This window comes from Streptomyces bugieae (genome assembly GCF_036352915.1).
Lineage (GTDB): Bacteria > Actinomycetota > Actinomycetes > Streptomycetales > Streptomycetaceae > Streptomyces > Streptomyces endophytica.
The window spans coordinates 72959-94964 of the sequence record NZ_JAZBJP010000031.1; the positions used below are offsets into that span (position 1 = coordinate 72959).

The following is a 22006-nucleotide window of genomic DNA, read 5'->3' on the forward strand; positions in this document are numbered from 1 at the left end:
ACTTCACCGAGCCCGGCGAGGTGTCCACCTCACCGACACCAGCGGCGCGATCGTCGATGCGAGCGGCCTGGTCACCGGTCAGGGTGATGCGCTCATCGGTGACAGCGGTGTGGTCGTCGACGGATCCCGCATCGCCGCCATCGGCCCGTACGACGAACTCGCCACGGCCTACGGCGACCGCGCCCGCCTCCGCGAGTGGGACGGCATCCTCACCCCCGGCCGCCACGAACCCCACGGCGCCGCACTGCTGGAGGCGGCCTACCACCCGGACCCGCGCGAGGCCGACGAACTCGGCACCGAACCCCTCACGGGCGAGGCCCTCGCGGCCCTCGACATGACCGAGACCCGCTGGGGCGCCAGCGCCCGCCGCGGCCTGCAACGCCTCCTCGCCACCGGCACCACGGCCCTGACCGGCCCCTTCACCCGCCCCGCGGTCCGCACCGCCGTCCACCGCTCCGGCCTCGAAGAACTCCCGGCCCCCCGCCCCCGGACCCTCCAGGTGGGCGGCCCCGCGAACTTCGCCGTCTTCGCCCCTGACGGCACCCCCCTGGCCACCGTCCTCGCCGGCCGCCTACTCCACCGCCGCCACTAGCCAACCCTCCTCACTCTATGTAACGATACGGGGAACAAATAACTCTCCGTAATCGTTGCCTGAACAAGGAAGGAAGCAGGCGGCAAGGCCCCCAGGCTCCCGGCCCCCACCGGGGCGTGCCCCGGGCGGGGCGCGGGCGGGGGACGGTGGAGAATGATCGGGTGACCCGAGCATCCCTGGACAAGCAGCCGCACGAAGTCGCCGCGATGTTCGACGACGTGGCGGCGCGGTACGACCTCACCAACGACGTGCTCTCCCTGGGGCAGGCGCGGCTGTGGCGCAAGGAAGTGGAACGCGCGGTGGCCGCGCGGCCGGCCGAGCGGGTGCTCGACCTCGCGGCCGGGACCGGCACCTCCTCGCTGCCGTTCGCCCGGACCGGTGCGTTCGTCGTGCCGTGCGACTTCTCCGTGGGCATGCTGACCGAGGGCAAGAAGCGGCACCCGTGGTTGCCGTTCACCGCGGGGGACGGCACCCGGCTGCCGTTCGCGGACGGGGTGTTCGACGCCGTCACCATCTCCTTCGGGCTGCGCAACATCCAGGACACCGACGCGGCGCTGGCGGAGCTGTACCGGGTCACCAAGCCCGGCGGACGGGTCGTCATCTGTGAGTTCAGCGAGCCGACCTGGGCGCCGTTCCGGACCGTGTACACCGAGTACCTGATGCGGGCGCTGCCGCCGGTGGCGCGGGCGGTCAGCAGCAACCCGGACGCGTACGTCTACCTGGCCGAGTCCATCCGTACCTGGCCCAACCAGCCCGAGCTCGCGGCGCGGCTGCAGGGTGCCGGGTGGTCGAAGGTGGCGTGGCGGAACCTGACCGGCGGGATCGTGGCGCTGCACCGGGGGACCAAGCCGGCGTAGGCGTCGGGGGCCGGCCCGGGCACATTGGCGCTTATTGGCGCTCGCCGAGGGGTGAGGGTTGGTGCTGAGACGCGATGGCGGGCACTGAGGCGCGATGGCGGGCACGGGGCGGTGCTCGCTTCGGCATGAGGTGGGCTTCGGCCTGAGGTGGGCGTTGGCCTGAGGTGGCGTTGGCCTGGGGGTGGCGTTGGCCTGGGGCGGGAGTGGTTCGGGGGGACCGGGGGAACCGGGGGTGGCGGGGTGGTGTCTGTAGGTTACGGTCGCTCGCGGTAGGCGCGGGCGATGTTCCTTGACCTTCCCGGAGTCCGTCTTGTCGTCGTTCTGTCCGGATTGTGGTTCCGCCTCGCCGCCGGAGGCCCGTTTTTGTATGGGTTGTGGGCGGGAGCGGCAGGGGGCCGCATCGTCGTCACCATCATCTGGGTCTCCGTCTCCGTCGCCGTCTCCGTCGCCGTCTCCGTCGCCGTCTCCGTCTTCGTTGCCGTCGGTGTCGCCGTCTCGGTCGCCGTTGCCATCGCCCGGGGCGTTGTCTGAAGGGGCTGCCCCGGCTGTGCCTTCTGCACCACCTGCGCCTCCCGGCGCGCCGCCCGTTCCTGCTGCGCCGCCCGTTCCGGGGGCGCCGCCTGCTCCCGGGGCGCCGCCTGTGCCCGGGGCGCTGCCCGTGGCGGGTGGGGTTCCTTCCGCCTCGGGGCTTGGGGGGCTGCTGGTTCGGGTGGGCAAGGGGGACTGGTTGGCGGCGGTGAAGGTCGCCGTGTGGCCGACGGTGTTGTTGCTGGTGCTCGCCGGTGTGGCGGCGATGTTCTTCGCGGACGATGCGCACTCGGGTGGGCTCGGGTGGGGCGTACGGATGCGGATCGCGCTGGCGTTGCTGCTGCAGAGTGTGGGCGGTGGCGTTGCGATATCGGGCAACATGTCTGAATCGTTCGGACCGTTCGGCGGGCGGCTCGCGGGTGAGGCGACGCTGTCGCTGGTGCCGCTGGTGGTGACGGCGGCCTGGGCGGGGGTGTTGGTGTTCGCCGCTCGGAGGGTTTTGCGGCCGGCTGCCCTCCCCTCCGGCACTATCCCCATGTCCTCCGGTACTGGCCCCATGTCCTCCGGTACTGGCCCGATGTCGTCCGGTGCTGCCCCGATGTCGCTGGGGGCTTCCGGGGCGCCGGGTGCTGGAATGGCCGGCATCGCTGGTGTCGCTGGTGGGGCCGGCATGGCCAGTGGGACCGGTGGGGTCAGTAGGACCGGTGGGACCGGTGTGGTGGAAGCGGTGCTGCGGGTTGCGGTGCTGTGTGGGGCGGGGAGTTTCGTGCTGGGGTTGCTGGCGCAGCCTTCGTACGACGGCGTGGAGTTGTCGTCGGCGCCGTTCCTCTCGTTGCTGTGGTCGTTCCTGCTGGCGGCGTTGGTTGGCGGGGTGGCGACGGCCCGCGCCGAGGCGGGGGCGTGGCTCGCCGCCCGGCCCGCGTGGCAACTCGCCGTCGGCGCGCTGCGTACCGCGCTGTTCGCGCTGCTGACCGTGGTCACCCTGGCCGGGATCGTCACGGTCGTGACGATGCTCGCCACGGCGAAGCAGGACATCAGCGGCGGCGCTGTAGTGGCGATGCTGGTGCTGCTGCCCAACATCGGTGCGCTGGCCCTCGCGATGGCCTGGGGTGCGCCGCTGAATGCGGAGTGGACCCTTCCGGACATCCCGTTCCTCGACCCCTCCGGCCGTCAGTCGATCGGCTACGGCGAGCTGGGGGACCAGGGCGGCGGCTGGACGCTGTTCGGGGTCATCGTCGGCGGGCTGGTCTGTGCGCTGCTCGTCGGTTTCCTGGTCGTACGGCGCAGTGCCGACCGCCGTGAACAACTGCTGTCCGCGGGCCTCTTCGTGGTTTCTCTGATGGCGCTGGTGCTGGTCGCGGGGGCGAGCGCGAGCGCGGCGTTCCGGGCGGGCGGTGGCTACGGCGATGGCTACGGCGGTGGCTATGGCGAGGGCTACGGCGGTTACGGCAGTGGGTACGGAGGCGGCGAGTCCCTGGGCGCTCATGGCGAGATCGCCGTGGGCGGTGCGGAGACGCTGCTGTTCGCGCTGTTGTGGGTGTTCGGGGCGGTGCTGGTCGTTTCGTATCTGCGGCGGATGACGGGGGCCGCGGGGGCGCCGCCGCTGATGCCGCTGATGCCTCCGACGTCTCCGCTGGCGCCTGGGCCGGGTGTGGCGCCCGGGGCTGCGGCGTTCGTTCCGGCCCCGGTGGCGGGGGGTGCTCCGGCGGCGGGCGGTGCGCCCGTCCAGCCGCCCGCGGCGGGCGATGATCCCGTCCCGTCCCCGGAGGGCGGCGCCCCGGCTCGGCCCTCCGTTCCGGTTCCCTCCGTTCCGGTTCCCTCCGCTCCGGTTCCGCCCGGCGCCCCGGTGGCCGTGCCGGATGTGCCTCCGGTGCCTCCGGCCTCGTCCGGGGCTCTTGAGGCCGCCCCGTCCGACGCCCCGGTGGCCGACGCCCCTGTGGCCGACGCCCCGGCCGAGGCGCGGTCGCGGCCCCGGGTCGTGACGTGGGTGGCGCTGGCGTTGGCCGCGTTCCTGGTCGGTGGGGGTGCGACCGCGGGCGGGCTGTATTTCCTGGCCCATCGGGACTCCGGCAGCCATGACGCCGGCAACCAGAAGGAAGCCGGAAACCGCAACAACACCGGCAATCGCAAGGACGCCGGCGACCCCAAGTCGGACACCGCCGACAAGGCCGGTGGGGCGTCGGCCTCGGCGTCCCCGTCGCCGTCCCCCGCCCCCACGACGACCGGTGACCCCGCGGGAGGCCCCACCCCGGGCCCGACCGCCGGCCTCCCCGACGGTTTCGTCCAGAAGTACGACCCTTACGGGTTCTCGCTCGCCGTGAAGAGCGACTGGACGCGTTCGGTGAAGGGCACCCAGGTCGACTACACGGCCCCGGTCGGCAAGCAGTACCTGCGTATCGGGGTCATCGCACACGCCCCGACGTCCTCGTACGGGAACTTCGAGAATATGGAGAAGGGCGCCGAGAAGCGGACGAACTACCAGCGGGTGGAGCTGAAGAAGAACACCTTCGCCCATCGCCCGGGCGCCCGCTGGGAGTTCACGTACGTCAACGACACCGGGAACACCGTGCACGCCATCGACCAGGCGTACGTGGCCGAGGACGGGACCGAGTACAGCGTCTACTACGAGTGCCTGGAAGCGCTGTACGACCCGGAGAACGACAAGGTCTTCAGCACGGCGCTCAGCACCTGGTCCGTCAGCGACGTGGACGTGGACTGATGTGGACGTGGACCGACGTGGACGTGGACCAGCCGATAACCAGGCGCTGACCAGGCACTGACCAGGCGATGACCAGGCGATGAGCCGAGGGAGGGGGCAGGGCCGGCACACCCACCCTGCCCCCTCGCACGGTCCCCTCACACCTCCAACCGGTAGCAGTGCGCCGTCCGTCCGTTCACCGGGTTCAGCAGCGTTTCGGCGTGGTGCATGCCCAGGCGGCGGGTGACCGCGATCGAGCGGGCGTTGCGGGCGTCGACCATGGCGACGACGTCCGGTACGCCCGCTGCTCGTACGGCTTCCAGGGCCGCGATGGCCGCGGCGGTGGCGTAGCCCTTGCCCCAGTACGCGCGGCCGAGGCGCCAGCCGATCTCGATCTCGCCCGCCGGGCCCCAGTCCCTGGGCCAGGGCTGGGCGCCGGTGAAGCCCATGACGGCGCCGTCGGCCGGGTCGAGCAGGGTGTAGAGGCAGAAGCCGAGTTCGGCGTGGTGGCGGCGCTGGCGGGCGGTGAATTCTTCGTAGACGGAGAGTTCGGCGGGGGCGCCGCCGTGGAATTCCATGACCTCCGGATCGTTGAAGACCCGGTGCCAGTGCAGCGCGTCCTCGTCGGTGGGCACGCGGAGTTCGACGGCGGGCAGCGGCCGGTCCGGGCGCGGACCGGGCACGGCCGACGGGGTCCGGGAGGTGGTCGGCGGGTGCTGGGGCGCGGTCGGCGGGGTCTGGGACGTCACGGCACAACCCTTCGGCTTCATGGGACAACCCTTCAGGTGCTGATCACCGGGGCCCCCATAGACTGCACATGCCCGGTGCCGGTCGGCACCCAGATATCCAGATATCGACTTCCGGGAGACACCGCCGTGACCGAGTCCGCGTCCGAGCCCGCGCCCGAGTCCGAGTCCGCGACCGAGCCCGCGACCGATTCCGTGAACACCGTCCTCTCGGAGACCGCCGCCCTTTCGGAGAGCACCGCCCTCTCGGAGAACACCGCGGATGTGATCGTCGTCGGTGCCGGGCCGGCCGGTTCGGCCACCGCGTACCACCTCGCCAAGTCCGGTCTGGACGTGCTGCTGCTGGAGAAGACCGCGTTCCCGCGGGAGAAGGTCTGCGGTGACGGGCTGACGCCGCGCGCGACCAAGCAGCTGGTGGCGATGGGCATCGACATCTCGGAGGAAGCGGGCTGGCTGCGCAACAAGGGTCTGCGGATCATCGGCGGCGGCTCCCGGCTCCAGCTGGACTGGCCGGAACTCGCCTCCTTCCCGGACTACGGGCTCGTCCGCAAGCGCGACGACTTCGACGAGCAGCTGGCGCGGCAGGCGCAGAAGGCCGGCGCGCGGCTGTACGAGCGCTGCAACGTGGGCGCGCCGATCGTGAACGAGCTGACCGGCCACATCACCGGTGTGCACGCCAAGCTCGGTGAGGAGAAGACCCCGGTCACCTTCCACGCCCCGCTCGTGGTGGCCGCCGACGGCAACTCCACCCGGCTCTCGCTGGCGATGGGCCTGCACCGCCGCGAGGACCGTCCGATGGGTGTCGCGGTCCGTACGTACTTCACGTCGCCGCGGCACGACGACGACTACCTGGAGTCCTGGCTGGAGCTGTGGGACCGGCGCGGTGCGCAGGACCGGTTGCTGCCGGGCTACGGCTGGATCTTCGGGATGGGCGACGGGACGAGCAACGTCGGGCTGGGCGTGCTGAACACCTCCGCGGCGTTCCGGGAGCTGGACTGGCGGGAGATCCTCAAGGCGTGGTGCGCGTCGATGCCGGAGGAGTGGGGGTACACGCCGGAGAACATGACCGGCCCGATCCGCGGCGCGGCGCTGCCGATGGCCTTCAACCGGCAGCCGCACTACACCAAGGGGCTGCTGCTCGTCGGTGACGCGGGCGGCCTGGTCAACCCGTTCAACGGTGAGGGCATCGCGTACGCCATGGAGTCGGGGGCGATCGCGGCGGAGGTGATCGTGCAGGCGCAGGCGCGTGCCACGTACGCGCAGCGGGAGCTGGCGCTGCAGCGGTACCCGAAGGTCCTCAAGGACACCTATGGCGGCTACTACTCGCTCGGCCGGGCCTTCGTGAAGCTGATCGGCAACCCGAAGGTCATGCAGATCGCGACCCAGCGCGGGCTGACCCATCCGCTGCTGATGCGCTTCACGCTGAAGATGCTGGCCAACCTCACCGACCCGACGGGCGGCGACGCGATGGACCGGATCATCAACGGGCTGAGCAAGGTCGCGCCGAAGGCGTAGCGGGAAGGCGCGGAGCGCCCACGACCTGTGACAGGGCGGCCGGAATCCTTCCGGCCGCCCTGTCACCTTCTCCCGGCAGCCGGCCGGAGCGGGCCGGCGACCACCGGGCCTCGACCCTGACCTCATGGCCACTGACCCCATGGCCACTGACCCCACGGACACTGCCCCCAGGGCCACATGACCTCATGGGTAATTGAGCCGCCGGGGTCCTGCCGCGAAGCTTGTGTGCGTCAAGGACACCGGGCGGCAGGAGCCGCTCGCAGCGGGGAGGAAGCGGCATGTTCTTCGAGACGCACGACGGTACGCAGCTGTGGTACGAGGAGTACGGGACGGGCGAGACGCTGGTGTTCGTGGCGAGCTCGATGCTGAACACCGAGATGTGGGAGTACCAGCTCCCGTTCTTCGCGGAGATGGGCTTCCGCTGTGTGGCGTTCGACCGGCGTGGTCACGGCCGCTCGGACCGGCCCGCCGGCGGGTACGACATCGACTCCACCGCTGACGACCTGGCCGCCCTGCTCGACCACCTCGACCTGCGGAACGTCACCCTCATCGGGCACTCCCTGGGCGGTGCGGAGATCGCGCGCTATCTGACGCGGCACGGCTCGGAGCGGGTCACCCGGGCGGTGCTGATCGCGGCGATGCTGCCGTTCCTGGCAGCTACCGACGACAACCCGGACGGTGTGCCGGAGGAGGCGGTGGCGGCGACGATGGCGCAGCTGCGGAAGGACCGGCCCAAGTGGCTGACCCGTCAGGCGCAGGCGTTCTTCGCCACCCACCTGGGCAACGACGTCTCCCCGGCCCTGGTGGACCACACCCTGGCGCAGTGCCTGTCGGCCTCGCCGTGGGCGACGCTGCAGGCGCAGCGGGAGTCGCTGTTCAACGATCAGCGGGCCACGCTGCCGGACATCGACGTCCCGGTGCTGGTCATCCATGGTGCGGCCGACATGTCCGCCCCGGTGGAGCTCACCGGCCGGCGGACCGCCCGGCTGATCCCCGGTGCGGTGTACGAGGAGTACCCGACGGCCGGGCACGGCATCTACGCCAGCCACCACGAGCAGCTCAACGCGGATGTGCTGGCCTTCGTGAAGGGGTGAGGGCCGCGCAGGGGTGACGCGGAGGCGGGCGTGCGCGAGCCGGCCGGGGCACGGGCCCCGGCCGGCTCGTTCCGTCAGCGAACTGTGTCCCGTTCGGTCCCGAGCGGGCGGGATTTAATGCGAGTTCACCGGATCCAGGCTCGGGTTCGGGTTCGGCTTCGTGTCCCGGCTCGGTTCAGGGTTCCGGCCCGGCTCGGGGTTCCGGTCCGGCTCGGGGTTCCGGCCCGGCTCGGGGTTCCGGTCCGGGTTCGGCAGGCGGCGGGCCGGGTCGGGGGAGAGACGGCGGGACGGGGCGGTCAGCCGTTCCGCGCCCGGCGGGACCGGTACCGCCGCGAAGATCGCGTTCTGCTTCTCCTGGAGCTCGTGGACCCGCTCGGGCGGGGTGTTGGGCAGGCGCTGCTCCTCGTACAGCTTGTGCGTCTCCAGCTGGGCGGCCTTGCTCCGCGGGGTGTGGAACTGGACCTCGAAGAGCTGGTGGGAGCGGGGCGCGCGCCAGGCGGAGTTGATCGCCTTGTAGCCGTCGGTGCGGTCCCAGGTGTTGGACCAGCGGGTGGAGTCGTTGCCCCAGGCGGACAGCAGCGCGGAGGCGGTGGTGACGCCCTGGCCGTACTTCGCGTCCGGCCACTGGAGCGTGAACCGGACCGCGTCGTTGATCTTGCCGAGCGACTCGTCGACGGTCCGTCCCGGGGTCTGTCGCATCGCGGTGGCGACCTTCCGCTTCAGCGAGTCCGGTGACTTCAGCCGGTGGTCGAAGCCGACGAGTTCGGCGTGGCTGATCTTGGCGGCGGCGCGGACCTCGGGGCTGATGGAGCGCTCGGCGCGGCGGGCGCGGGCCACGAAGGCGTCCACCTTCCTGTTCTCGGCGGCGTTCAGCGACAGGCCGTCCTGGTGCCAGCCGCCGCCGTGGTCCGTACCGGCGGCGGTCGCGGCGGGGACGGCGCCCAGGCCGAGGGCGCCGGCGAGCGCGGCGGCGGTGGCGGCCCGGCCGGCGAGGCGGTGGCCGGGGTGGCGGGCGGTCCGCGGGATGGTCGTACGGAGGGTCGGGCGGGTGGTCGTACGGGTGGTCAGGCGCGTGGTCATCGGTGCGCGGGATCCCTCTCTCGTGCCCCGGTGCGGGGTACGGACATGGCGAGAGATGCAACGGCGCACACCGCCCCGCGGTGACGGCGCGATACGGACGACGGGCCCGAATTCCGGACAACCGGCCCCCATTGCAGGGCAAAAGACCGCCCCTCCCGAAGGAGAGGCGGTCCTCGTGCGTGCCGGCCCCTGCGGGGGCCGATGATCCGGCGGGGGTCCTACAGGACGCGCACCGCGCCGGTCGGCATGTCGTAGCTGAGCGGGCGCTCGACGATGCCGGTGCTGGGGTTCTGGGCGCCGATGAACTTGCCACCGCCGACGTAGACGGCGACGTGGTAGGCGCTGCCGGCGCTGCCCCAGTAGAGGATGTCGCCGACCTGGAGGTTGTCGAGGCCGACCTGGGTGCCCTGCGTCGACTGGTCCTGCGACACGCGCGGCAGGTCGATGCCGATCTGGCTGAAGGCGGCCTGGGTGAGGCCGGAGCAGTCGTACGAGGAGGGGCCGCTGGCTCCCATGACGTACGCCTTGCCCAGCTGGGCCTTGAGGAAGGAGACGAGGGTGGCGGTGGAGCCGGTGCCGGCGGACGGCGCCGACAGGGTGGTCCGCTCGGCGGAGCGCGAGGCCCGGGCCTGGGCGGCCTCCTTGGCCTTGCGGGCTTCCTCGGCCTTCTTCTTCGCCTCGGCCTTGGCCTTCTTCACGGCCTCGGCCTTGTGCTTCTCCGCTGCCTTGGCGGCCTTGGAGAAGGCACTGTCCTGGAGCGCCTGGCGCTCGTAGTTGAACGCGACCTGCTCGGCGGTGTCGGCGCTCTGGGCGGCGCTGGTTGCCAGCGCCGTCGTGATCGTCGGCATCTCCTGGGTCTCGGAGACGGGCTTTTCCGCGGCGTTGGCCGGCACGGTCGCGCCGGTCACCGCGAGGGTGAGGAAGCCACCGGTCACACCCGCGCGCAGCGCCCGGGAGGACGCGGAAGGGCGGCGGGGCTTCCGGTGGCTGGGTATGAGTGCGTTCGGGGACATGGCCCAACGGCTATCAGGAGCCGCTGGTTGCTGCCAACAAGAGTGCAGTGCGCCACACTTGACGCGTACGCGATGAATAAAAGGGACTTATCGCCGCCCGAGGCTCCGCCGGCGCGATGTCCGAATTTCGCGATCATGTTCCTACGCACGGCATTTGAGGGTCCGTAGGGGTCCGGAGGCGGCTTACCACTTCCCTACGCGCCACGCCAAGGCTTCCCAGGCGTCAAGGACTTAGTGCACGAAATAGCGTGGGATAGGTCACTGCTGAGTGTCCGTTATGTTCCCGTGATCCGGCCCGTTATGTCCTCGTGACCCGACGGGGGTCCGACTTCGTGAACGCGGGCACGCGCCGACGATCACGGCGGGGTCACGAACGGGTCGCGGCCACGAAGCGGCGCGCTTATATCAGTTGAGGCGGGTCGGTGCCAATTTGCCTTGGGCGGCCACCACTTGATATTGGCCAACCCGTGCTGACCAGCGGTAACCCGTGTGAATGTCACCTCTCGTGATCACTCGCGCGCTTCACGTATGAAGATCACCGCTCATCCGGCTTCATGATCCTTCGCCGGGTGGTGAAGATCACAAAGGCGTTGTTCACCCCCGTGTCGCAGATCACAGACCAGCAGGCATAAGATGCAGGCGGTTCGGGCTTGTGAACTGCCTCACATGTGCACGATCTCCGAGGGGCGGCGAAGGGGCCCGGGCGGACCGCCATCCAGTCATCGTCGACTGAAGGGAGCGGGGACGGTGAACGCTTACGCGCCCATCCTCGTACTAGGAGCCCTCGGGGCAGGCTTTGCGATCTTCTCCGTCGTCATGGCCGCGCTCATCGGGCCCAGGCGCTACAACCGGGCCAAGCTCGAGGCGTACGAATGCGGGATCGAGCCGACGCCACAACCGTCCGGTGGCGGTCGCTTCCCGATCAAGTACTACCTGACGGCGATGCTCTTCATCGTCTTCGACATCGAGATCGTCTTCCTCTATCCCTGGGCCGTCACCTTCGACGCCCTGGGACTGTTCGGGCTCGTCGAGATGCTCCTCTTCGCGCTCACCGTCTTCGTCGCCTACGCCTATGTATGGCGTCGTGGCGGCCTGGAATGGGACTAGGGGCCACCCATGGGACTTGAAGAGAAGCTGCCCAGCGGCTTTCTGCTGACCACCGTCGAACAGGCCGCGGGCTGGGTGCGCAAGTCATCGGTCTTCCCGGCGACCTTCGGGCTGGCCTGCTGCGCCATCGAGATGATGACGACCGGCGCCGGCCGCTACGACCTGGCCCGCTTCGGCATGGAGGTCTTCCGCGGCTCCCCGCGGCAGGCGGACCTGATGATCGTGGCCGGCCGGGTCAGCCAGAAGATGGCCCCCGTGCTGCGGCAGGTCTACGACCAGATGCCGAACCCGAAGTGGGTGATCTCCATGGGGGTTTGCGCCTCCTCGGGCGGCATGTTCAACAACTACGCGATCGTGCAGGGCGTCGACCACATCGTGCCCGTCGACATCTATCTCCCGGGCTGCCCACCGCGCCCCGAAATGCTGATGGACGCCATCCTCAAGCTCCACGACAAGATCCAGCACACCAAGCTCGGGGTCAATCAGCAGCAGGCCGCCCGCGAGGCCGAGGAAGCGGCGCTCAAGGCGCTCCCGCTGATCGAGATGAAGGGGCTGCTGCGGTGAGTGAGCAGAAGAACCCCGAGCGTCCGGACGACGAGCCGCGCGGCGACAACGCCAACGGCGAGGCCGTCCCGACGCAGCGCGACGACACCGGCGAGGTGATCGCCACCCGCCGCGGGATGTTCGGCGCCGACAACGGCGGCGACACCAGCGGCTACGGCGGCCTGGTCCGGACCGTCCGACTGCCCGGTGCGACCTCCCGGCCGTACGGCGGGCCCGGCGCCCGGGAAGCGTACGGGGACTTCGACGAGATCGCCGACGAACTGGAGGGCGCCCTCGACGAACAGGGGCTGGTCCCCGAGAACGTCATCCCGAAGACCGTCGTCGACCGCGGCGAGCTGACCTTCCACATCGAGCGGGAGTACCTCCCGGCGGTCGCCCGGATCCTGCGCGACGACCCGGCGCTCCGCTTCGAGCTGTGTACCGGCGTCAGCGGCGTCCACTTCCCCGGCGACAAGGGCCGCGAGCTGCACGCCGTCTACCACCTGCGCTCGATCACCCACAACCGGCTGATCCGGCTGGAGGTCTCCGCGCCGGACGCGGACCCGCACATCCCCTCGCTCGTCGCGGTCTACCCGACCAACGACTGGCACGAGCGCGAGACCTACGACTTCTTCGGCCTGGTCTTCGACGGCCATCCCGCGCTGACCCGGATCATGATGCCGGACGACTGGCAGGGCTTCCCGCAGCGCAAGGACTACCCGCTCGGCGGCATTCCCGTCGAGTACAAGGGCGCCCAGATCCCGGCTCCCGACCAGCGGAGGTCGTACAGCTGATGACTACTGCACCGCACTCCCACTCCCCGAACGGCCACCGCACGTCCAGCGACTTCGACACGACCGAGTCGCTCGCCCGGGAGACCACCGAGGGCACCGTCTACAACGTCACCGGCGGCGACTGGGACGAGATCGCGGCGTCCGCGGCGAAGTCCGACGACGAGCGGATCATCGTCAACATGGGGCCGCAGCACCCGTCCACGCACGGCGTGCTCCGGCTGATCCTGGAGATCGACGGGGAGACCGTCACCGAGGCCCGCTGCGGCATCGGCTACCTCCACACCGGCATCGAGAAGAACCTCGAATACCGGACCTGGACGCAGGGCACCACCTTCGTGACGAGGATGGATTACCTCACCCCCTTCTTCAACGAGACGGCCTACTGCCTGGCCGTGGAGAAGCTGCTCGGCATCACCGACGACATCCCCGACCGGGCCTCGGTCGTCCGCGTGATGCTGATGGAACTCAACCGGCTCTCCTCCCACCTGGTGTGCATCGCCACCGGCGGCATGGAGCTGGGCGCCACCACGATCATGATCTACGGCTTCCGGGACCGCGAGCTGATCCTCGACATCTACGAGCTGATCACCGGCCTGCGGATGAACCACGCCTACATCCGGCCCGGCGGCCTGGCCCAGGACCTGCCCCCGGGCGCCGTCGACCAGGTGCGCGCCTTCGTCAAGAAGATGCGCAAGAACCTCCCCGAGTACGACAAGCTCGCCACCGGCAACCCGGTCTTCAAGGGCCGCATGGAGGGCATCGGCTACCTCGACCTGGCCGGCTGCATGGCCACCGGCGCCACCGGGCCCATCGTCCGCTCCGCCGGCCTGCCGCACGACCTGCGCAAGACACAGCCGTACTGCGGTTACGAGGACTACGAGTTCGACATCCCGACCGCCGACACCTGCGACGCCTACGGGCGGTTCCTGATCCGGCTGGAGGAGATGCGGCAGTCGCTGCGGATCATCGAGCAGTGCCTGGACCGGCTCGAACCCGGGCCGGTGATGGTCGCGGACAAGAAGATCGCCTGGCCCGCCCAGCTGGCGCTCGGCCCGGACGGCCTGGGCAACTCCCTCGACCACATCAAGAAGATCATGGGCACCTCGATGGAGGCCCTGATCCACCACTTCAAGCTCGTGACCGAGGGCTTCCGGGTCCCGCCCGGGCAGGCCTACGCGGCCGTCGAGTCACCCAAGGGCGAGCTGGGCGTGCACGCGGTCAGCGACGGCGGCACCCGCCCCTACCGGGTGCACTTCCGCGACCCGTCCTTCACCAACCTGCAGGCCATGGCGGCGATGTGCGAAGGCGGCCAGGTCGCCGACGTCATCGTCGCCGTCGCGTCCATCGACCCCGTGATGGGAGGCGTCGACCGGTGACCACTGCGTCTTCTCCGCAGGGAGCCCCCGCAAGCCCCACCAGTCTGGGGATGCCCGCGCTCCCCGCCCCCGACTACCCGGCCGACGTCCGGGCCCGGCTGGAGGCGGACGCCAAGGAGGTGATCGCCCGCTACCCCGGCCCGCGCTCGGCGCTGCTGCCGCTGCTGCACCTCGTCCAGGCCGAGGACGGGCACGTCACCCGCACCGGCATCCGCTTCTGCGCCGAGCTGCTGGACCTCACCACCGCCGAGGTCACCGCCGTGGCGACCTTCTACTCCATGTACCGGCGCAAGGCCGGCGGTGACTACCAGGTCGGGGTCTGCACCAACACGCTCTGCGCGGTGATGGGCGGCGACGCCATCTTCGAGGAGCTCCAGGAGCACCTCGGCGTCGGCAACGGCGAGACCACCGAGGACGGCGCCGTCACCCTCGAACACATCGAGTGCAACGCCGCCTGCGACTTCGCGCCCGTCGTGATGGTCAACTGGGAGTTCTTCGACAACCAGACGCCGGAGTCCGCCCGGCAGCTCGTCGACGACCTGCGGGCCGGCCGGACCGTCGAACCCACCCGCGGCGCACCGCTGTGCACCTTCAAGGAGACCGCCCGCATCCTCGCCGGGTTTCCCGACGAGCGGCCGGGTGCCACCGCCGCCACCGGGAGCGCCGGACCCGCCTCGCTGATCGGGCTCCGCCTGGCCAAGGGCGAGGCCGCGCCCGGCCGCGGCGCCGGCGCCGATCACGTCGTGTCGCCCCGCGCCGGCGAGGGCGGGCGCCCCGAGGAGGGCACCGCCGGCGAACCCCCCGGCGGCCACACCGGCGAGCAGGCGCCCGCGGGACACCCCAGCTCCCACGACGCCCCGCAGGAAACCTCGGCCTCCGATACCGCCCACCCGTCTCCCGCCACCGCCCCGGACGAAGGGGCTCCGCCCCGCGGCAACGATGCGGCCGGGCCCACCGCTAAGGAGGGGGAGTGATGACCGTGGCAGCCGAACACGGGGGCTCCTCCCGGCCACCGGCCGGGGGAGAGGCCAGCCCCGAGAAGCTCCTCGTGCCCGTCCTGTCCGCCTTCTGGGACCAGCCCGAGTCCTGGACGCTGGAGACCTACCGCCGGCACGAGGGCTACGAGGGCCTGCGCAAGGCGCTCGCGATGTCCCCCGACGACGTCATCGCCTACGTCAAGGACTCCGGTCTGCGCGGCCGCGGCGGCGCGGGCTTCCCCACCGGAATGAAATGGCAGTTCATTCCGCAGGGCGACGGCAAACCGCACTATCTCGTTGTCAACGCTGACGAATCGGAGCCGGGGACCTGCAAGGACATCCCCCTCCTCTTCGCCAACCCGCATGCCCTCATCGAAGGGATCGTGATCGCCTGTCACGCGATCCGTGCGCACCACGCCTTCATCTATCTGCGCGGTGAGGTCGTACCCGTGCTGCGCCGGCTGCACGAAGCCGTGCGCGAGGCCTACGCGGCGGGCTTCCTCGGAAAGAACATCCTGGGGTCGGGGCTCGACCTGGACGTGATCGTGCACGCGGGCGCCGGCGCGTACATCTGCGGTGAGGAAACCGCGCTGCTGGATTCCCTGGAGGGCCGTCGCGGACAGCCCCGGCTGCGTCCTCCCTTCCCCGCGGTGGCCGGCCTCTACGCCTGCCCCACTGTCGTCAACAACGTCGAATCCATCGCATCCGTTCCCGCGATCCTCACCAGAGGAAAAGACTGGTTCAGGTCGATGGGCAGCGAGAAGTCCCCGGGCTTCACGCTCTACTCGCTCAGCGGCCACGTCGCCAACCCGGGCCAGTACGAAGCCCCGTTGGGCATCACGCTGCGCCAGCTGCTCGACATGAGCGGCGGGATGCGCCGCGGCCACCGGCTGAAGTTCTGGACGCCCGGCGGTTCCTCCACGCCGATGTTCACCGACGAGCACCTCGACGTGCCCCTCGACTACGAGGGCGTCGGCGCGGCCGGCTCGATGCTCGGCACCAAGGCGCTGCAGTGCTTCGACGAGACCACCTGCGTCGTGCGGGCGGTCACCCGCTGGACCGAGTTCTACGCGCACGAGTCCTGCGGCAAGTGCACGCCCTGCCGTGAAGGGACGTACTGGCTGGTGCAGTTGCTGCGCGACATCGAGGCGGGCCGTGCCCGGATGGCCGACCTCGACAAGATCGCCGACATCGCCGACAACATCAACGGCAAGTCGTTCTGCGCGCTCGGCGACGGCGCCGCCTCGCCGATCTTCTCCTCGCTCCAGTACTTCCGCGAGGAGTACGAGCAGCACATCACCGGCAAGGGCTGCCCGTTCGACCCCGCCAAGTCGACCCTGTGGGCCGACAACGACGCTCACCTGGGGGTGAATGCATGACCGTCACCACTACGGGGTCGAGCAGCGGCTCCGCCGCGGTCCCCCCGGAGGACCTCGTCACCCTGACGATCGACGGCATCGAGATCTCCGTCCCCAAGGGGACGCTGGTCATCCGCGCCGCCGAACTCCTCGGCATCGAGATCCCGCGCTTCTGCGACCACCCGCTGCTGGACCCCGCGGGCGCCTGCCGGCAGTGCATCGTGGAGGTCGAGGGCCAGCGCAAGCCGATGGCGTCCTGCACGATCACCTGCACCGACGGCATGGTCGTCAAGTCGCAGCTGACGTCGCCGGTGGCCGAGAAGGCGCAGCGCGGCGTGATGGAGCTGCTGCTGATCAACCACCCGCTGGACTGCCCGGTCTGCGACAAGGGCGGCGAGTGCCCGCTGCAGAACCAGGCGATGCAGGTCGGTGACCCGGACTCGCGCTTCGAGGGGAAGAAGCGCACGTTCGCCAAGCCGGTGCCGATCTCCACCCAGGTGCTGCTGGACCGTGAGCGGTGCGTGCTGTGCGCGCGCTGCACCCGCTTCAGCAACCAGATCGCCGGCGACCCGATGATCGAGCTGGTCGAGCGCGGCGCGCTCCAGCAGGTCGGCACGGGGGAGGGCGACCCCTTCCAGTCGTACTTCTCCGGCAACACCATCCAGATCTGCCCGGTCGGCGCGCTCACCTCGGCCGCCTACCGCTTCCGCTCCCGCCCCTTCGACCTGGTGTCGTCGCCGTCGGTGTGCGAGCACTGCGCGGGCGGCTGCGCGACGCGCACCGACCACCGGCGCGGCAAGGTCATGCGGCGGCTGGCGGCGAACGACCCGGAGGTCAACGAGGAGTGGATCTGCGACAAGGGGCGCTTCGCCTTCCGGTACGCGCAGCAGCGTGACCGGCTGGAGCACCCGTTGGTGCGCAACGCGGAGTCCGGGGAACTGGAGCCGGCGAGCTGGCCGACGGCCCTCGCGGCGGCGGCCCGCGGGCTGGCCGCGGCCAAGGGCCGTACCGGTGTGCTGACCGGCGGCCGGCTCACCGTCGAGGACGCCTACGCGTACGCCAAGTTCGCCCGGATCGCGCTGCACACCAACGACATCGACTTCCGGGCCCGGGCGCACAGCGCCGAGGAGGCGGACTTCCTGGCGGCCCGGGTCGCCGGCCGTGGCCGTGACCTCGGGGGCGACGGGGTCACGTACGCCGCCCTGGAGAAGGCGCCGGCCGTGCTGCTGGCGGGCATCGAGGCGGAGGAGGAGGCGCCCGGCGTCTTCCTGCGGCTGCGCAAGGCCCACCGCAAGTACGGGCAGCGCACCTTCGGGCTCGCCGCCTACGCCTCCCGCGGGCTGATCAAGGCCGGCGGGACGCTGCTGCCGGCCGCGCCCGGCACCGAAACGGAATGGCTGGACGCGCTGGCCGGCAACGAGGCAGCGGGCGCGGAGAGCCTTCCCGCGGAGGGCGGTGGCGGACGACGGGCGGGCCTGGACGGCGAGGGGCACGCGGCGGCCGAGGCGCTGCGCGCGGACGGCGCGGTGATCGTCGTCGGTGAGCGGCTGGCGGCGGTGCCGGGTGCGCTGACCGCCGCGGTGCGCGCCGCCACCGCGACCGGCGCGCGGCTGGTGTGGATCCCGCGGCGGGCGGGCGAACGCGGTGCGGTGGAGGCGGGCGCGCTGCCCGGTCTGCTGCCCGGCGGCCGGCCGGCCACCGACCCGCGGGCCCGCGACGAGGTCGCCGCCGCCTGGGGCGTGGCCGCGCTGCCGCACCGGCACGGCCGGGACACCGGCCAGATCATCGAGGCCGCGGCGACCGGTGAGCTGAGCGCGCTGCTGGTGGCCGGCGTCGAGGTCGCCGACCTGCCGGACCCGGCCCGGGCGCGGACCGCCCTGGACGAGGTCGGGTTCCTGGTCAGCCTGGAGCTGCGGCCCTCCGAGGTCACCGAGCGGGCCGATGTGGTCCTCCCGGTGGCGGCCGTGGTGGAGAAGGCAGGAACGTTCCTCAACTGGGAGGGCCGGGCCCGGCTGTTCGAGGCCGCGCTCAAGCCCGACCAGATGACCCGCCGCCATCTGCTGCCGGACTCCCGGGTGCTGCACATGCTCGCCGACGCCCTCGACGTCCACCTGGCACTGCCGGACGTCGCCTCCGTACGCCGCGAGCTGACCCGGCTCGGCAACTGGGACGGCCCGTACGCGGGCGACCCGCTGGAGACCGGGCGGCCGCTGCCGCGGCCCGGCACCGGCGAGGCGGTGCTCGCCGGGCACCGGCTGCTGCTGGACCAGGGCGTCCTCCAGGAAGGCGACGAGGCGCTGGCCGGCACCCGGCACGCCGCCGTCGCCCGGCTGTCGGAGACCACCGCCGCCGAGACCGGCGTCAAGGACGGCGACGTGCTGGCGGTCAGCGGGCCGGCCGGCTCGGTGCGGCTGCCGCTGCGGGTCACGCCGATGCCCGACCGGGTGGTGTGGCTGCCGCTCAACTCCACGGGCGGGGGCGTCGCCGCCGACACCGGTGCGCGCCCCGGCGAACTGGTGAGGATCTCCGCCGCCCCGGGCACGCCGGAGCCGGCCAAGGAGGTGGACGCATGATGCAGCTCGGTCAACTGGCCGCCGCGCAGACCGCGCTGGCCCAGGAGGACCTGTCGATGTTCGGCCGCGACCCGTGGTGGCTGGTCGTCATCAAGGCGGTCTTCTGCTTCGCGTTCCTGATGCTGACGGTGCTGTTCTCCATCGTGTGGGAGCGCAAGGTCGTCGCCTGGATGCAGTTGCGCATCGGCCCCAACCGGCACGGGCCCTGGGGCATGCTCCAGTCGCTCGCCGACGGCATCAAACTGATGCTGAAGGAGGACCTGGTCGTCCGGCGGGCCGACAAACTGGTCTACGTCCTCGCGCCGATCGTGGCGGCCATCCCGGCGTTCATGGCGATCGCGGTGGTCCCGTTCGGCCCGGCCGACAACGAGATCTCGATCTTCGGCCACCGCACCCCGATGCAGCTGACCGACCTGCCGATCGGCATCCTCTACATCCTGGCCACCGCCTCGGTGGGCATCTACGGCATCGTGCTGGCGGGCTGGTCCTCCGGCTCGACGTACCCGCTGCTGGGCGGTCTCCGCTCGTGCGCGCAGATGATCTCGTACGAGATCGCCATGGGCGCCGCCTTCGCCTCGGTCTTCCTGTACTCCGGGTCGATGTCGACGTCGACCATCGTGGAGTCGCAGCAGAACAGGTGGTACATCCTGCTGCTGCCGGTGTCGTTCCTCATCTACATCGCGACGATGGTGGGGGAGACCAACCGGGCGCCGTTCGACATGCCGGAGTCCGAGGGCGACCTCGTGGGCGGCTTCAACACCGAGTACTCGTCCATCAAGTTCGCGATGTTCATGCTCGCCGAGTACGTGAACATGGTGACGGTCTCGGCGGTCGCGACCACCCTCTTCCTCGGCGGCTGGCGGGCCCCGTACCCGATCTCGACGTTCTGGGAGGGCGCCAACCACGGCTGGTGGCCGATGCTGTGGTTCACGATCAAGGTGCAGCTGCTGCTGTTCTTCTTCATCTGGCTGCGCGGCACGCTCCCCCGGGTGCGCTACGACCAGCTGATGAAGCTGGGCTGGAAGGTCCTCATCCCGGTCTCGCTGGTCTGGCTGATGCTCGTCGCCAGCGTCCGGGCGCTGAAGAACGAGGGCTACAACTTCTCCCAGATCGTGCTCTACGTCGCCGGCGGCGCGGTCGCGCTGCTGCTGATCTCGCTGCTCGTGGACTTCTTCCGGCGCGGCGAGAACGAGGAGGAGCCGGACGGCGAGGGGGCGTTCGACCCGATGGCCGGCGGGTTCCCGGTGCCGCCGCTGCCCGGGCAGAGCCTGCCGCCGGTGCCGCGCCGACGCCCGCGCCATCAGCGTGAGTTGATTGTCAGTGGTCGGGTGGACACTGTCAGTGACGGAAACGAAACCGACGGAAAGGGGGGCGACGGTGCCTGAGTTCCAGAACCCCGTGGCCGGCTTCGGCGTGACCTTCAAGGCCATGTTCAAGAAGCGGCTGACCGAGCAGTACCCGGAGGAGAAGAAGCCGACGGCGCCGCGCTTCCACGGCCGCCATCAGCTCAACCGGCACCCGGACGGGCTGGAGAAGTGCATCGGCTGCGAGCTGTGCGCCTGGGCCTGCCCGGCCGACGCGATCTACGTCGAGGGCGCGGACAACACCGACGAGGAGCGCTACTCCCCGGGCGAGCGCTACGGCCGCGTCTACCAGATCAACTACCTGCGCTGCATCCTGTGCGGCCTGTGCGTGGAGGCCTGTCCCACCCGCGCACTGACCATGACCAATGAGTACGAACTCGCCGACCGGTCCCGCACCTCGCTCATCTACACCAAGGAGGAGCTGCTCGCCGGCCTGGAGGACACGATGGTCGACACGCCGCATGCCATCCACCCCGGCATGACGGAGAAGGACTACTACAACGGCCTGGTGACCGAGGCCGCCCCGGGGACGGTCCGTCAGGTCGCGGTGTCCAAGGGCGAGCAGCCCCAGGAGGCCGCCGCCACGACCGGCCCGCAGGAGCCCGCCGCGCGGGAGGTGACCGAGCGATGACCTCCCTCGCCGCCGCGGCCTCCACCGGCGAGGCCGTGCAGTTCTGGCTCCTGGGCACCGTCGCCGTCGTCGGCGCCCTCTGCACGATCCTGATGAAGCGGGCCGTGCACAGCGCCCTGTCGCTCGCCGGCACCATGATCGTCCTGGCGGTCTTCTACCTCGCCAACGGCGCGTACTTCCTCGGCGTCGTGCAGATCGTCGTCTACACCGGCGCGATCATGATGCTGTTCCTGTTCGTCGTCATGCTGGTCGGCGTCACCGCCGCGGACTCCCTCAAGGAGACGCTCAAGGGCCAGCGCTGGCTCGCCGCCGGACTGGGCCTCGGCTTCGGCATCCTGCTGATCGCCGGCATCGGCAACGCCTCCCTCAAGGAGTTCAACGGCCTCGGCGAGGCCAACGCCGGAGGCAACGTCCAGGGCCTGGCCGCGCTCATCTTCACCAAGTACGTCTTCGCCTTCGAGATCACCGGCGCCCTGCTGATCACGGCGGCCGTCGGCGCGATGGTGCTCACCCACCGGGAGCGCACCGAGCGCGTCAGGACCCAGCGCGAGCAGTCCGAGGCCCGGGTCCGCGAGGGCAAGCAGGTGCCGCCGCTGCCCGCCCCCGGCGTCTACGCCCGGCACAACGCCGTGGACATCCCCGGCCTGCTGCCCGACGGCACCCCGTCCGAGCTGACCGTCAATCCGACGCTGCGCGCCCGCGGCCAGATCCGGGACGTCTCCCGCGAGTCGCTCGCCGAGCTGAAGGCGCTGGAGCGGCGCTCCGAGGACTGGCTGGGCCGCGGCTCCGGCGAGGAGCCCGAAGCCCCGCCGTCCGGTGGCGCATCGCCGAAGGAGCACAAGGAGGGCGCCAAGAAATGAACCCGGTCTACTACCTCTATCTCGCCGCCCTGCTGTTCACCATCGGCGCGGCCGGGGTGCTGATCAGGCGGAACGCCATCGTGGTGTTCATGTGCATCGAGCTGATGCTCAACGCCTGCAACCTCGCCTTCGTCACCTTCTCCCGCCTGCACGGGAATCTGGACGGCCAGATCATCGCCTTCTTCACGATGGTCGTCGCCGCGGCCGAGGTCGTGGTCGGCCTGGCGATCATCGTGACGATCTTCCGCACCCGTCATACGGCCTCGGTCGACGACGCCAGCCTGATGAAGCTGTAAGGGG

Annotated in this window: 19 protein-coding genes and 1 pseudogene; 17 read left to right on the plus strand and 3 right to left on the minus strand. The window is 70.8% G+C overall.

The features are described 5' to 3' along the window. Positions 1–49: 49 nt before the first annotated feature. From V2J85_RS32240 to V2J85_RS32255, 4 genes are all read left to right on the plus strand, one after another. Positions 50–592: an imidazolonepropionase-like domain-containing protein gene (locus tag V2J85_RS32240; protein ID WP_330823588.1), complete on the plus strand. Its 543-nt coding sequence runs from the start codon at positions 50–52 to the stop codon at positions 590–592. Between the two features lie 161 nt (positions 593–753). Then, positions 754–1449, plus strand: coding sequence for a demethylmenaquinone methyltransferase (locus tag V2J85_RS32245; RefSeq protein ID WP_261956990.1), 696 nt, complete (start codon positions 754–756; stop codon positions 1447–1449). A 363-nt stretch (positions 1450–1812) separates the two neighbouring features. Beyond that, entirely contained in the window at positions 1813–1980 is a 168-nt protein-coding gene (locus V2J85_RS32250; RefSeq protein WP_330823576.1) for a hypothetical protein, read from the plus strand. A gap of 196 nt (positions 1981–2176) precedes the next feature. Then, positions 2177–4696 carry a hypothetical protein gene (locus V2J85_RS32255; RefSeq protein ID WP_330823577.1) on the plus strand — a complete coding sequence of 840 codons (2520 nt, stop codon included), beginning with the start codon at positions 2177–2179 and terminating at the stop codon, positions 4694–4696. Positions 4697–4833: 137 nt separating this feature from the next. Here the strand turns inward: V2J85_RS32255 and V2J85_RS32260 are convergent, their stop codons facing one another. Continuing rightward, positions 4834–5358: a GNAT family N-acetyltransferase gene (locus V2J85_RS32260; protein WP_330823589.1), complete on the minus strand. Its 525-nt coding sequence runs from the start codon at positions 5356–5358 to the stop codon at positions 4834–4836. Positions 5359–5616: 258 nt separating this feature from the next. Here V2J85_RS32260 and V2J85_RS32265 point away from each other — a divergent pair, with 258 nt between their 5' ends. Then, positions 5617–6936, plus strand: a complete 1320-nt coding sequence (locus tag V2J85_RS32265) for a geranylgeranyl reductase family protein (protein ID WP_261957561.1) — start codon at positions 5617–5619, stop codon at positions 6934–6936. 278 nt (positions 6937–7214) lie between these two features. Next, positions 7215–8030 carry an alpha/beta fold hydrolase gene (locus V2J85_RS32270; RefSeq protein ID WP_261956993.1) on the plus strand — a complete coding sequence of 272 codons (816 nt, stop codon included), beginning with the start codon at positions 7215–7217 and terminating at the stop codon, positions 8028–8030. 261 nt (positions 8031–8291) lie between these two features. Here the strand turns inward: V2J85_RS32270 and V2J85_RS32275 are convergent. After that, positions 8292–9110, minus strand: a pseudogene (locus V2J85_RS32275) (ATP nucleotide 3'-pyrophosphokinase); the annotation flags it as partial. Positions 9111–9328: 218 nt separating this feature from the next. Continuing rightward, positions 9329–10123: a C40 family peptidase gene (locus V2J85_RS32280; RefSeq protein ID WP_261956995.1), complete on the minus strand. Its 795-nt coding sequence runs from the start codon at positions 10121–10123 to the stop codon at positions 9329–9331. A gap of 747 nt (positions 10124–10870) precedes the next feature. Between V2J85_RS32280 and V2J85_RS32285 the strand changes: the two genes are divergently transcribed. Genes V2J85_RS32285 through nuoK form a run of 11 tightly spaced genes read left to right on the plus strand, consistent with a single transcriptional unit; the run spans position 10871 to position 22002 of the window. Beyond that, positions 10871–11230 (plus strand): NADH-quinone oxidoreductase subunit A, encoded by a 360-nt coding sequence (locus V2J85_RS32285; protein ID WP_261956996.1) that lies wholly within the window; start codon positions 10871–10873, stop codon positions 11228–11230. Positions 11231–11239: 9 nt separating this feature from the next. Next, the gene (locus V2J85_RS32290; protein WP_030416193.1) at positions 11240–11794 is read left to right on the plus strand and encodes a NuoB/complex I 20 kDa subunit family protein; all 555 of its coding nucleotides are present in this window, start codon (positions 11240–11242) and stop codon (positions 11792–11794) included. Next, complete coding sequence (locus tag V2J85_RS32295; RefSeq protein WP_261956997.1) at positions 11791–12567, plus strand: NADH-quinone oxidoreductase subunit C; 777 nt, start codon at positions 11791–11793, stop codon at positions 12565–12567. The genes V2J85_RS32290 and V2J85_RS32295 overlap by 4 nt, the downstream gene beginning before the upstream one ends. After that, complete coding sequence (locus tag V2J85_RS32300) at positions 12567–13943, plus strand: NADH-quinone oxidoreductase subunit D (protein WP_261956998.1); 1377 nt, start codon at positions 12567–12569, stop codon at positions 13941–13943. The genes V2J85_RS32295 and V2J85_RS32300 overlap by 1 nt, the downstream gene beginning before the upstream one ends. 50 nt (positions 13944–13993) lie before the next feature. Beyond that, the gene (nuoE, locus tag V2J85_RS32305; protein ID WP_261956999.1) at positions 13994–14917 is read left to right on the plus strand and encodes an NADH-quinone oxidoreductase subunit NuoE; all 924 of its coding nucleotides are present in this window, start codon (positions 13994–13996) and stop codon (positions 14915–14917) included. Then, complete coding sequence (gene nuoF, locus V2J85_RS32310; RefSeq protein ID WP_265362176.1) at positions 14917–16299, plus strand: NADH-quinone oxidoreductase subunit NuoF; 1383 nt, start codon at positions 14917–14919, stop codon at positions 16297–16299. The genes nuoE and nuoF overlap by 1 nt, the downstream gene beginning before the upstream one ends. Next, complete coding sequence (locus tag V2J85_RS32315; protein WP_330823579.1) at positions 16296–18851, plus strand: NADH-quinone oxidoreductase subunit G; 2556 nt, start codon at positions 16296–16298, stop codon at positions 18849–18851. Before nuoF ends, V2J85_RS32315 begins: the two co-directional genes overlap by 4 nt. After that, complete coding sequence (nuoH, locus tag V2J85_RS32320; RefSeq protein WP_330823580.1) at positions 18848–20236, plus strand: NADH-quinone oxidoreductase subunit NuoH; 1389 nt, start codon at positions 18848–18850, stop codon at positions 20234–20236. Before V2J85_RS32315 ends, nuoH begins: the two co-directional genes overlap by 4 nt. Continuing rightward, positions 20229–20846 (plus strand): NADH-quinone oxidoreductase subunit NuoI, encoded by a 618-nt coding sequence (gene nuoI / locus V2J85_RS32325; RefSeq protein ID WP_261957002.1) that lies wholly within the window; start codon positions 20229–20231, stop codon positions 20844–20846. Before nuoH ends, nuoI begins: the two co-directional genes overlap by 8 nt. Then, positions 20843–21706, plus strand: a complete 864-nt coding sequence (locus tag V2J85_RS32330; RefSeq protein WP_330823581.1) for an NADH-quinone oxidoreductase subunit J — start codon at positions 20843–20845, stop codon at positions 21704–21706. Before nuoI ends, V2J85_RS32330 begins: the two co-directional genes overlap by 4 nt. Then, the gene (gene nuoK, locus V2J85_RS32335) at positions 21703–22002 is read left to right on the plus strand and encodes an NADH-quinone oxidoreductase subunit NuoK (RefSeq protein WP_030283548.1); all 300 of its coding nucleotides are present in this window, start codon (positions 21703–21705) and stop codon (positions 22000–22002) included. Before V2J85_RS32330 ends, nuoK begins: the two co-directional genes overlap by 4 nt. The last annotated feature ends 4 nt before the right edge of the window (positions 22003–22006 follow it).